Raw genomic sequence first — 11,882 nt, 5'->3', positions numbered from 1 at the left:
CTGAGAGTTGATGACCCACCTCATTAGTGCAAGAGATCTGCGTGCCAGCTACAGTGGGAAGGTTGCACTTGATGGTGTGAGCTTCGATATCGAGGAAGGCGCGAGCTTTGCTCTCCTGGGCCCGAACGGAGCCGGCAAGACCACCCTCATCAACATCCTCTGCACCCTCCACCGACCGGATTCCGGGAGCGTTTCCGTCGCCGGTCACGATGCGCTGCGCTATCCGCGCCGGGCTCGGCGCAACATTGGCGTTGTGTTCCAGACGTCGAGCCTTGATGACCGGCTGACCGCCCGCGAGAACCTTGAGTTTCACGGCCTCGTCCATGGGCTGCCGGGCCGCAGGCGAGAGACGCGCATTCGCCAGGTGCTGGAACTGGTTGGGCTAGAGGAGTGGGAGGACGACGTCGTGCGCACCTTCTCTGGCGGCATGCGGCGCCGGCTGGAGATTGCCCGTGCGCTGATGCACGAGCCGAAGATCCTGTTCCTGGACGAGCCGACCGTCGGGCTCGACGCGCAGACGCGCCAGCAGATCTGGCAATATCTCGATCGGCTGCGCCGCGAATGGTCGCTGACGGTGCTCACCACCACCCACTACATCGAGGAGGTCGAGGACGCGGACGTGGTCTGCATCATCGACCATGGAAAAATCATCGCGCAGGGTTCGCCTGAGCGTTTAAAGGGCGAGTACGGTCGCCGCTGGCTGCAGGTGGACACGATCGACGCCGCGACCCTTGAGGATGTGCAGGCGCGTTTCCCTGAAGCGCAGGTCATCGGTGTCCGCAGCATCGTCGTTCCCGCCGAGAGTGCCGATCCGGAGATGTTCAGGAAGGGCACGTTCGAAGGAAAGATCATGGAAGTGCGCCACCGCGAACCGACGCTTGAAAGCGTGTTCCTCTCGCTTACCGGACGCGAGCTTCGCGATCGTGCCGACCCCGGCAAGGTGGCCAACGGACGGGGAGAACGTCGATGAGCGAGTTCGCCGTTCTCTTGAGGGGCGTCTATGGCGTCTGGCTGCGCGAGATCATGCGCGCCACACGCGACCGCGGCCAGCTGATCGGCGGCGTCAGCCGCCCGCTGATCTGGCTGCTGATCCTTGGCGTCGGGCTCAACCCCTATTTCCGGGGCGAGGTCTATGGCCAGGTGAACTACGTCATCCCATACACCTACCTGCAGTTCCTGTTCCCCGCCGTCATTGTGCTCAACATCATGTACACGTCGATCCAGTTTGCCGTCTCGGTGATCTGGGACCGCGAGTTCGGCTTCCTGCGCGAAGTGCTGGTCTCGCCAATGCCGCGCTCGATGATCCTGCTCGGAAAGGTGCTGGGCGGCGCGACGGTTGCGACGCTGCACGGCTGCCTCGTGCTGCTCCTTGCGCGCTTTGCCGACGTAACCATGGGCGTCGACCAGATCGCAATGGCGATCGGGCTGATGTTCATGCTGTCCTTCGGGCTCACGTCCTTCGGCATCCTGCTGGCTGCCCGCGTGCGCAGCTTTGAGGGTTTTGGTGTCTTCTCGAACACGCTGATCCTGCCGCTTTACTTCACGTCGTCATCAGTTTTCCCGCTCGATCCGTCGCTGTCGCGGACGCAGGCGGTCACGAGCTATCCGGAGTGGCTGGTCTTCCTCGTGCGCGCCAACCCTATCACCTATGCGGTGGACGCGCTGCGCGGCGTGCTGATCAATTTCCACCAGTTTCCGCCCACGGCGGGGCTCGCCGTCATCGCCGGCATGTGCGTCCTGTTCTTCGCGGCCGCCCTCTGGGACTTCAACCGCTCATGATCGGGGCCAGGCGCAAACGCTGGCTGCAGGTAGCAGCCAACCTGGCGCTGGTCGCGGCGGGTCTCTTTGCCGTCAGCTTCCTGCCGCCTGACAATTCGCTTGCGGACGTAAGGCGGACGGGCGTGCTGAAGCTCTGCGTTCCGAAGGAATTTCCGCCGCTGGTGCAGGACGATCCGCAGGCTCCCGGCTTCGACATCGAGTTGATGCAGAAGGTGGCGGAAGACATCGGCGTGCGACTCACCGTCAACGTAATGCTTTCCATGGGAAAGGATTTTAACCCCCGAAACTGGCAGCTGACCCGAGGTCAATGCAACGTGATCGCGGGTGGTGTGGCCGACACGGTGCAGACGCGAAACTTCCTGCAGACGATTCCCACAGGCGCGGAAACCGGGTGGGTCGCGATCTCATTAACGGGTGAACAACCTGAGTCCGGATCGACCTGGGCAGTCTGGCCGGGATCGGCCGGATTGGATCGTGTGAGTCTCTCTTCCTGGGTTCGGGAACAGGGAATCAGGCCTGTGTTGATGCGCTCACCGACAGAATTATCGCAGCTTTTACAAAGCGGTAGGGTGGATGGAGCGATCGTGGAACGTTTTGTCGCATCCTCAGCCGGCCTGCCGCGGGATTACCGTGTGACGTGGCTGCAACCGGAGCAATTCGGCCGCTACCAGATGGCCCTCGGTCTCTGGAAGGGAGATCAGACTCTCTTCCGGGCGTTAGGGCGGTCTGTTCAAAAAGTCAAAGGTTCCAACTGGTTCGGGGGGAAAAATGTTCAGTATGGACTCGGCACCTTAAACGCGTTACCCGATTAAACGTTTTGCTGATTGAATTATTCGTCAGCGGACTGTTCAAGCACCATTGCCATGGCGATATTATTTCTATGTTTATCAGTGGTGCTGGTAGTGTTTTAGCAGGAGGGTCAGGTGCCTCTAGGGATGAAACGACTCATTTTTTTGACAGTTGCGGGGCTCGCCGCGGCCTACACAGGTAGCGCCTCGGCGGATGGATTCACGGCGGAGCAGGCAGAAGCAGGCAAGTCCGCCTACAACAGCAATTGCGCCCGTTGTCACGGGTTCCAGCTGGAAGGGCCTGACGCGCCCGGTCTTGCTGGCCGTGACGTGATGATGAACTGGGACACCGCAGGTGGTCTCTACGACTTCATTTCGGTGGCCATGCCTCCGGAAGCGCCCGGTGAACTGGGCGAGGAAACCTACGTCAACATCATTGCCTACATCATGAGCTTCAACGGCGCCCAGCCGGGTGAGAAGCCCCTGGCCGTGGGCGATGAGATGTATGAGGTCTCGCTTGCAGCGGAAACCGCGGCGGGAGCATCGGCTGCCTCGGCAGCAGCTCCGGCTGAAGAAAGCTCTCCGGCGACTGCAGTTCCGCAGGCTTTCACATGGGGCAAGCAGCTTCCAGGTGGTCCTGCTCCAGCCGCACCGGCTGAAGCAGCCAAGCCAAGCGTCCCGCAGGCCTTTACCTGGGGCAAGAAGCTGCCTTCGGCCAACGGTCAATAATTCTCATTGCGTCTTCAGGGAGAAACCCCGTGAAATTCTCAATCAAATCACTTCTCGCGGCAACAACGGTTCTCGTTGCGGTCAGCAGCCCGCTTTATGCACAGGATGCAAAGCGCGAGTACACGCCCGTCACGGATGAAATGCATGCGAACCCGCCTGCAGAGGACTGGCTGTCCTTCCGCGGCGCCTACAACAACCAGGGCTTCAGCAAGCTCGACCTGATCAACAAGGATACGGTTGGCAAGCTGCAGCTGGCATGGGCCTGGCCGATGGCTGAGGCCGGCATCCAGGAAACGGCTCCGCTGGTTCATGACGGCGTCATGTTCCTGCAGACCAACAACAACATCGTCGAGGCGCTCGACGCCAAGACCGGTGATCGCCTCTGGACCTATCGCCACGAGCTGGCACAGCTGCCCGCAAGCTGGAGCTACCAGCTGAACCAGGCTCGCCGCCAGAAGAACTCGATCGCCCTCTACCAGGACAAGGTCGTCCTCACGACCGCTGACGCCAAGATCGTCGTGCTCAACGCAGCAGACGGCAAGGTTGTCTGGGAGAAGCAGGTTCTCGACTACAACCTCGGTTACAGCTACACGGTTGGACCGATCGTTGTAGACAACAAGATCATCAGCGCGATCTCCGGCTGCTCGATCGCCGGTACCGCTGGCGGCTGCTACATCCTGGCTCATGACTTCGAGACCGGTGAAGAACTGTGGCGCTTCAACACGATCGATGATCCGGATAACGAAGAGCAGCAGAAGAGCTGGGGCGACGTTCCGCCGGAAAACCGCTGGGGTGGTACGCCCTGGACGACGGGCGCCTACGATCCGGAAACGCGCACCACGGTTTGGGGCATCGGCATGCCTGGACCTTACTCCGAGCTGATCCGCGGTTCGGGTGATGGCAACGTGCTCTACACCAACTCCACGCTCGCCCTCGACATCGATACCGGCAAGCTGAAGTGGTACTACCAGCACCTGCCCCGCGACAACTGGGACCTGGACAGCCCGTTCGAGCGCATGATCGTCGAGCAGGACGGCAAGAAGATGGTCGTGACCGTCCCGGGCAAGAACGGCATTGCCTTCGGTCTTGACTTCGATACCGGCAAGTACCTGTGGCACAAGGAAACCGTGTACCAGAACGTCGTCTCCAAGATCGATCCGGATGGCACGGTTCACATCAACGAGGACCTGGTTCCGCAGGCCGTTGGTGAAGAGCACCTCGTCTGCACCTCCGTTTCCGGTGGCAAGCTCTGGCAGGCTGGCGCTTACAGCCCGCTGACCCAGGCCTACTACGTGCCGCTGACGGAAGCCTGCAACACGGTTGCTCCGACCCAGACCGAGTTCACCGCCGGTAACGCCGTTGGTGCAACGAAGTTCGGTCCGCGCGTTCTGCCGGAAGGCCAGACCATGGCCGGTCTCGTACAGGCCATCCAGGTTGGCGCAACGGAAGGCACCACCAAGTGGGACTACCGTTCGCGTCCGGCTCCGACCAGCTCGGTTCTGGCAACCGCAGGTGGCCTGGTGTTCGGTGGTGACGCAGCGCGCGAGATCAAGGCTTGGGATCAGGAGACCGGTGAGGTTGTCTGGTCGCAGCGCCTGAACGCTCCGATCGGCGGTTACCCGTCGACCTATGCGATCGACGGCGAGCAGTACCTTGTTGTTCCGACCGGCTACTCGAACTCCGCAAGCTCGATCTCCTCGGCCTTCCCGGAGATCCCGCTGCCGACCGGTTCGGGTAACTCGATCTTCGTCTTCAAGCTGCCGAAGCAGTAATCGACAGAGATATCAGGATGGAGGGGGCCTAAAGGCCCCTTCCTTTTTTGGAAAAGGATTCAAGACCATGCGCAAGTTTCTTACCGCAGCGATGCTTGTCCTTTCCTCGATGGCAGCTCAGGCCCAGCTCTCCGAAGTTCCGCCTGAAGAGATCGACAACAGCGTCCGTCTCAGCGGCGATACACTTCGCGTCTGCTTTGACCGGACCAGCGTCATCCGCGCCTTCGATGGGGATGTGGCCAATGCAATCGGCGAGGCTCTCTTCCTCACCGTTGAGGTGCAGGAGGGCTTTGGCGGCTTTCCGCTGAACGGCGCCGGCCTCCTGACGGAGGTCACGCTCGCGATGACCAACAGCTGCGACCTGTTCATGGGCGTCTCGGTTTCGCCGAACGCGCCGGTGTCGGAAGCCTTCACGCTGACCCGCCCCTACGCAACGATCCCCTTTGTCACCGTCGTGGCGAACAAGGACTGGCAGAAGCTCGGTGATATCCCGAAGACGGATCGCATCGGCACGGCGATGGCCAGCATGGGTGAGATGAACTACATCACCTGGGCGCGCCAGCGGCCGAAGCCTGAGACCTGGGTTCGCCTGCCTTATGCCGACTTCGACCTGATGACGCGGCGCGTGCTGGATGGCACGATCTCCGGCATGATCCTCTGGCAACCGGCGCTGAGCAAGATCCTCAAGGACCGCGAGGATGCCAAGGACCTTCGCGTGGTCGCCAACGACCCGATCCCGCCATCCGAAACGCATGTTGGTGCAGTCGTGACGACGCGCAACAGCTTCCTGCGCAGTGAGGTGGACAAGGCAATCGACGCCCTCGTTGCTGACGGGACGATCGAGAAGCTCATCGAGAAGCACGGCTACCAGGGCCGGGCAGGGGATTAACACCCGCTTTGGTGCTGACTCAGTTTCAGGCCCTCTCACGGTGATGCCGTGAGGGGGCTTTTTCTATGCCAGTCCGGAGAAATAGGGCAGGAGCTTTGCTGCCGGATTTGCAACGAAACCCGCCACGATCGCGGCTGCGAGTATGCCGAGCAGGATGGGCTCCTGGCGCAGGATGCGTTTTTCACGATCAGGCCGGAAGGCCGGCCAGATGGCTCCGCAGACGAGCCCCGGAAGCGGCAACAGGTTCAGCACGGCCGAGGCGACCGTCACCTGCTGATACTGGATCAGCGTGGAGACCACCGCATAGGCGCCGGTCGGCGGAAGCACATCGACGGCGATCCTGCGCAGCACGTCGACAAGCGGAACCGTAGCGAGCGTGAGCACGAGGCCTGCAAGCGCCACTACGAGGACGCCAGCCTTGCCCCAACGGTTCTGCGCCGGATCGAAACGCATGGTGCGGATCCAGCCCATTCCGAAGATGGCGGCGAGCAGTGCCCCCGGCACGGCCACATGCGCAAAAGGATTGGCGGTCAGCCGTCCCGTATATTCCGGACGCCGGTCGCCCAGCAGGCGCGCGACCACGGCGAGCAGGCCGCCAAGAACGCCGCTGAACATCAACATGGCAATCAGTCTCGACACGAAGGTGCCGATAGTCAGGTCCTGAAGGAGGTTCATTGTACCTATGATCCCGTCGAGACGGACTGTACCTCGTCGCGACCGTAGAAGTCGGACTGTGGGTCGGCGAGCACAAGCGCACGGATGCGCTCCCAAAGGTATTGGCGCAGTTCGGCGAACCGGGGCTCGGCCCGCACGTCATAGCTCCAGCGCGGGCGGGTGAGGTTCACGTCGATGACCTCCAGAATGCGGCCGGGGCGCGGGCCCATCAACACGATCTGGTCGGCGAGAAAGATGGCTTCGTCAACGCTATGCGTGACGAAGACGGCGAGCGATTTGCGCTCCGACCAGAGCCGCATCAGCTCCACCTGCATCAGTTCGCGTGTCTGCGCGTCAAGGCTGGCGAAGGGCTCGTCAAGCAGCAGGATTTCCGGCTCGCAGGCAAGCGCCCGGGCGAGTGCCGCGCGCTGCTTCATGCCGCCTGAAAGCTGGCGCGGATAGGCATCCGCAAAGCGGCTCAGTCCGACGCGTTCGATATAGCGATCGGCGCGACGGCGGCGCTCCGCTGGATCGGCGATCGCCTCCACCAGCGCGAATTCGACATTGCCGCGCACCGTGCGCCAGGGGATCAGCCGGAAGGACTGGAAGACAAAGCCCATTTCAGGGCCAGGACGGGGCGGATGCCCGGCGACACGCACTGTGCCAGCGTCGGGCTGCACCAGCCCGTCGATCAGCCGCAAAAGGGTGGTCTTGCCACAGCCCGAGGGACCGAGGATCGCCGTGAAGGTACCCTCGGTCAGTTCGAGATTGATGTCCTGCAAGGCGGCAACGCGCTCACCCGAACCGCCGCCGAATCCCTTGGAAACGCCTTTCATCTCGATGATTGGAGATGTCGGGATCGGGGATTTCGGCGCGCTCCCGCCTGCAGCATCGCTTCTCATCGCGTCACGGCATCCAGCGATTCGTTGGCGCCGAGCTCGGCCAGAACCTCGTCGATGACCGAGAAGTCAGCCCACTCGGAAAGCTCGACCTTGCGTACATTGGCGAAGTCACCGCCTTCATAGAGCGCCGTGGTGGTGTATTCGAGCTCGTCCTTGCTCAGTCCGCCGTTGACGCTCCAGCTCTGCTGGAATGCTTCGCCGAGGCTTTCGAGCGTTGCTTTCTCGACATCCGGGCGGGCCTTGACCATTGCTTCCACCCAGACGTTCGGGTCGGAGGCGAAGTCGCGCGAAGCCTTGATGAGAGCGGCAATGACCTTCTTCACGTCATCACGGCGCTCTTCCAGAGCCTTGGCGGTGACGATGTTGACCTTGCTCACCACCGGAGCGGCCTTGTAATAGTCGTCCTGGCTGATGAGCACATGCAGGCCGGTCGTGTCAGGCATGGCTGCCCAGGTTCCGATGGACATGGTCGTGGCGTCGATCTGGCCGGCGACGAGCGCCTGCGCGCGCTGGTTGGGCTGACCAAGCGCTACCATGTCGATCTTGGAGACATCCACGTCATATTTCTGCAGCACGCGGGTGCTCAGCGAATGGTCGATGCTGCCCGGGCGACCGATGCCGAAGCTCTTGCCGGCAAGATCAGCGGGAGATGCAATCTCTTCCTTGCCGGCGATCAGGAACGGCAGGGACTTGTTCGGCGAAACGACAGCCTTGAGGTCGTCGGCGCCATTGGCGACGAGCAGCAGCAGCGCGTCGGTGCCGATATTGGCCATATCGCCTTCGTTCGCCTGAATGGCGGCCAGCGCAGACGGCGTCTGTTGGACACGGACCAGCTCTACTTCAACGCCCTCGCGCTCGAAATAGCCTTCCTGCAGCGCCAAATCCATGACGGAGTTTGGCACCAGCGGCGTTTCGAGGTCAGTGACGATAAGCCGGAAGGGCTCGGCTGCCACCACCGAGGTGGACAGGATCAGTGCGGCAAACGCACTCGAAAGGAATTTCATGACAACCTCTCCTAGATAGATTTTTTCAATGTTATGCCCCGTTTCCGCGCCAGCGTTCAAGGCGCATCTCCAGCAACCGAAGGGCAGTCGTCACCAGAACGCCAATGAACGCCAGCGTGAAGACGATGACGAAGTATTCGGCCATGCGGAACGTATTACCATATATGGCGAGCAGGCCGCCAAGTCCCCTTACGGCTGTGTAAAGTTCTGCCACCACAGTATTGATCAGGCCGATCGTCGCGCCGATGCGCAGCCCCGTGATGGCGAAGGGCAGGGCGCCGGGCAGCACGATCTCGCGGAAGATGCGCGATTTGCTGGCGCCGACGGAGCGCGCCATTTCCACCAGATCCTCATCAGAGTTCAGCGCGCCCGCATAGGCGTTGATGAGAATCGGCATGACTGCTCCCAGAAACACGATGAAGGTCTTTGCCGAAGCGCCAAGGCCCAGGAAGACGATGATCAGCGGAATGAAGGCCACGCGCGGTGTCGCTGACAGCGCATAGATGAAGATGTCGAGCGTCTTGCCCAGCGTGCGCGCCGTTCCCATCAGCAGGCCGAGCGGAATGCCGATCAGGATCGCCGCACCATAGCCGCCTATATATATGGTGAGCGTATCGAGCAGGGCGGTCGAAAGCCGTCCCTCGGCGATCAGGCGCTCAGCGGCGTGGAACGTGGCAAGCGGCGAGGGGATCAGCTGACGCTCGACGATGGTTGAAAAGAACCACCAGATCAGAACCAGGGCAACCAGTACGCCAATACGATAGAGAATGATCTTCAAATGCGGGGGCCTCTGTCGAACCGAATAACCTGTTACTTTATGTCAATGCGCCCAACAGACTCGACCTGGTTAGATGACGCTATGGCACGGCCTAAAGCAAGTGTCGTTGCAATCTTGTTCCAGTCGACCAAGTGTTGTGAAGCTGCATAAAAAAGCAAGGGCGGAAACGGTCGCGGAGGTTGTGTCATGCCACGAAGAAGCGCGGGCATCCTGCCCTTCAGGCGCGCGGCGGACGGTGTGGAAATTCTCCTCGTCCACCCGGGCGGGCCGTTCTGGCAAAAACGCGACAGCGGCGCGTGGTCCATCGCCAAGGGCGAATATGATGAGGACGAACAGCCGGAAGACGCCGCCCGCCGCGAGTTTCTGGAAGAAACGGGCTGGACCGTTTCGGCCAAGCTGATTCCGCTCGGTGAAATTCGTCAGTCGAGCGGCAAGCTTGTGACCGCCTTTGCGCTAGAAGCCGATTTCGACCCGGCAACCCTGCAGAGCAACACGTTCGAGATGGAGTGGCCCCCACGCAGCGGAAGGATGAGCGCATTTCCTGAGGTGGACCGCGCTGCCTGGTTCAGCCTCGAGGAAGCACGCGACAAGCTCATCACTGGCCAACGCCTGTTTGTGGAGAGATTACAGCGCATTCTGTGAAGGTGCCGTGCTGAATCAGGCCGCAGCTGCCGCATTACGGCAGAGGTGAGCCCTGGCGCCGCTCCGTCGCAAAATGCCGCCGCTACTCCGGCATTGTCGGAGTTATTTTAGGTAATACCGATATAGCCAAGTGGATATGGACGCATGCGCACAAAACCTCTAAGCAATGCTGCCCGGAGGAGAATGAGCGGGCTGATACGTGAGAGGGCCAGGTGGCAAGTCTGGAAAGAACGTACACAACAGCAGGATCATTTGCCAGGACGGCTATCAGACATTATCAAAGCGCCCCGAAGCCGCCGAGGAACAGCGCGGGGGCTTGAGGCTCGCAGAGATTCCAACTGCATGATGAAGTGGATCGCAATGTGAAGATAGGCATATTGGGGGAAGTTTTCCCTGGGGAGAACCGTGTGGCGTTAACGCCAGACAGCGCACGTCAACTCGGGAAACTAGGTCACACCTGTTCCGTAGTGAGCGGCGCAGGTTTGAAAGCGGGGATTTCGGACGCGGCATATGCTGAAGCTGGCGTAACCGTGTACCCCGACGCACAGTCACTCTGCGCGGAAGTCGATGTGATCGCCAAGGTGCGGCCGCCGACCTCCGACGAAGTGAAGCTGTTCCGCAATGGACAGACTTTGATTTCGTTCATTTATCCAGCACAGAACAGCGAGCTGCTGGAAGAGCTGAAGGCACGCGGCGTCACCACCATCGCCATGGACATGGTGCCGCGCATCTCGCGCGCTCAGAAGATGGACGCTCTCTCGTCGATGGCCAACATCGCCGGCTATCGCGCGGTCATCGAGGCCGGTAACAACTTCGGCCGCTTCTTCACCGGCCAGGTTACGGCTGCAGGCAAGATCCCGCCAGCCAAGGTTCTGGTCGTCGGCGCCGGCGTTGCCGGTCTTGCCGCCATCGGCACCTCGGTCAGCCTCGGCGCGATCACCTACGCCTTCGACGTTCGCCCGGAAGTGGCCGAGCAGATCGAATCGATGGGCGCTGAGTTCGTCTTCCTCGAGTTCGAGCAGGCCCAGGACGGTGCGGCGACCGGCGGCTATGCGGCCCCCTCGAGCCCCGAATTCCGTGAGAAGCAGCTGGCCAAGTTCCGCGAGCTCGCTCCGGACATGGACATCGTCATCACCACGGCGCTGATCCCGGGCCGCCCGGCACCGGTGCTGTGGACGACCGACATGGTCGAGGCGATGAAGCCGGGTTCGGTGATCGTTGACCTTGCTGCCGAGCGTGGCGGCAACTGCGAGCTCACCAGGCCTGACGAGAAGATCGTCACCGACAATGGCGTGACCATCGTTGGCTACACGGACTTCCCGAGCCGCATGGCGGCCCAGTCGTCGATGCTTTATGCCAATAACGTGCGTCACTTCATTTTCGACCTGACGCCCGGCAAGGACGGCGTGATCGTCCAGAACATGGAAGACGACGTCATCCGTGGCTCGACCGTGACGCATGCGGGCGACATCACCTTCCCGCCGCCGCCGCCGAAGGTCAAGGCGATTGCTGCCGCCAAGCCGAAGGAGAAGCCGAAAGAGCTTACTCTGGAGGAAAAGCGCGCGAAGGAAGCGGCTGACTTCCGTCAGGCAACCAGGATGCAGGTGAGCCTTCTGGGCATCGGTACCGTGCTGATGCTGCTTGCCGGCTACTACGCACCGCCGAGCTTCATGGCGCATTTCGTCGTGTTCATGCTGGCGTGCTTCGTCGGCTTCCAGGTTATCTGGAACGTTTCTCACTCGCTGCACACGCCTCTGATGGCCGTGACCAACGCGGTTTCCGGCATCATCATTCTCGGCGCTGTGGCCCAGATCGGCTCGTCCTCGTGGCTGGTTGCCATCCTTGGCGCAATCTCGGTGCTGATCGCAGCGATCAACATTGGTGGCGGCTTCCTCGTGACGAGGCGCATGCTTGCCATGTTCCAGAAGTCTTAAAGGGCGGGGAT

12 protein-coding genes are annotated in these 11,882 nt (G+C 61.3%); 8 read left to right on the top strand and 4 right to left on the bottom strand.

What is annotated here, in order from left to right; translation table 11 throughout:
- Positions 1-10 precede the first annotated feature (10 nt).
- The 6 genes from IEX27_RS09655 (at position 11) to IEX27_RS09630 (ending at position 5,957) form a co-directional block, all read left to right on the top strand.
- The gene (locus IEX27_RS09655) at positions 11-970 is read left to right on the top strand and encodes an ABC transporter ATP-binding protein (protein WP_188720841.1); all 960 of its coding nucleotides are present in this window, start codon (positions 11-13) and stop codon (positions 968-970) included.
- A complete protein-coding gene (locus IEX27_RS09650; protein WP_188720840.1) occupies positions 967-1,779 on the top strand; it encodes an ABC transporter permease in 813 nt (270 codons plus the stop codon). The genes IEX27_RS09655 and IEX27_RS09650 overlap by 4 nt, the downstream gene beginning before the upstream one ends.
- Positions 1,776-2,591 (top strand): substrate-binding periplasmic protein, encoded by an 816-nt coding sequence (locus IEX27_RS09645; protein WP_188720839.1) that lies wholly within the window; start codon positions 1,776-1,778, stop codon positions 2,589-2,591. Before IEX27_RS09650 ends, IEX27_RS09645 begins: the two co-directional genes overlap by 4 nt.
- A 123-nt stretch (positions 2,592-2,714) precedes the next feature.
- On the top strand, positions 2,715-3,296 hold the full coding sequence (locus IEX27_RS09640; RefSeq protein WP_188720838.1) for a c-type cytochrome: 582 nt from the start codon (positions 2,715-2,717) through the stop codon (positions 3,294-3,296).
- A gap of 29 nt (positions 3,297-3,325) precedes the next feature.
- Positions 3,326-5,068, top strand: a complete 1,743-nt coding sequence (locus tag IEX27_RS09635; protein ID WP_188720837.1) for a pyrroloquinoline quinone-dependent dehydrogenase — start codon at positions 3,326-3,328, stop codon at positions 5,066-5,068.
- Positions 5,069-5,135: 67 nt separating this feature from the next.
- Positions 5,136-5,957 carry a substrate-binding periplasmic protein gene (locus tag IEX27_RS09630; protein WP_188720836.1) on the top strand — a complete coding sequence of 274 codons (822 nt, stop codon included), beginning with the start codon at positions 5,136-5,138 and terminating at the stop codon, positions 5,955-5,957.
- A gap of 63 nt (positions 5,958-6,020) precedes the next feature.
- Here the strand turns inward: IEX27_RS09630 and IEX27_RS09625 are convergent, their stop codons facing one another.
- The 4 genes from IEX27_RS09625 to IEX27_RS09610 are packed head-to-tail and all read right to left on the bottom strand — an operon-like array spanning position 6,021 to position 9,295.
- The gene (locus IEX27_RS09625) at positions 6,021-6,632 is read right to left on the bottom strand and encodes a zinc metalloprotease (protein WP_188720835.1); all 612 of its coding nucleotides are present in this window, start codon (positions 6,630-6,632) and stop codon (positions 6,021-6,023) included.
- Positions 6,633-6,637: 5 nt separating this feature from the next.
- The gene (locus IEX27_RS09620) at positions 6,638-7,513 is read right to left on the bottom strand and encodes an ABC transporter ATP-binding protein (protein WP_244630314.1); all 876 of its coding nucleotides are present in this window, start codon (positions 7,511-7,513) and stop codon (positions 6,638-6,640) included.
- A complete protein-coding gene (locus tag IEX27_RS09615; protein ID WP_188720834.1) occupies positions 7,510-8,517 on the bottom strand; it encodes an ABC transporter substrate-binding protein in 1,008 nt (335 codons plus the stop codon). Before IEX27_RS09615 ends, IEX27_RS09620 begins: the two co-directional genes overlap by 4 nt.
- Positions 8,518-8,548: 31 nt before the next feature.
- On the bottom strand, positions 8,549-9,295 hold the full coding sequence (locus tag IEX27_RS09610) for an ABC transporter permease (protein WP_188720833.1): 747 nt from the start codon (positions 9,293-9,295) through the stop codon (positions 8,549-8,551).
- A gap of 186 nt (positions 9,296-9,481) precedes the next feature.
- On the opposite strand from IEX27_RS09610, the gene IEX27_RS09605 reads away from it, so the two are divergent.
- Positions 9,482-9,937 carry an NUDIX hydrolase gene (locus tag IEX27_RS09605; protein WP_188720832.1) on the top strand — a complete coding sequence of 152 codons (456 nt, stop codon included), beginning with the start codon at positions 9,482-9,484 and terminating at the stop codon, positions 9,935-9,937.
- A 362-nt stretch (positions 9,938-10,299) separates the two neighbouring features.
- The gene (locus IEX27_RS09600; RefSeq protein WP_188720831.1) at positions 10,300-11,871 is read left to right on the top strand and encodes a Re/Si-specific NAD(P)(+) transhydrogenase subunit alpha; all 1,572 of its coding nucleotides are present in this window, start codon (positions 10,300-10,302) and stop codon (positions 11,869-11,871) included.
- Positions 11,872-11,882 lie beyond the last annotated feature (11 nt).

Origin of the sequence: Nitratireductor aestuarii (genome assembly GCF_014641695.1) — a bacterium.
Taxonomy (GTDB): domain Bacteria; phylum Pseudomonadota; class Alphaproteobacteria; order Rhizobiales; family Rhizobiaceae; genus Chelativorans; species Chelativorans aestuarii.
This window is presented reverse-complemented; position numbering and strand designations above follow the sequence as displayed.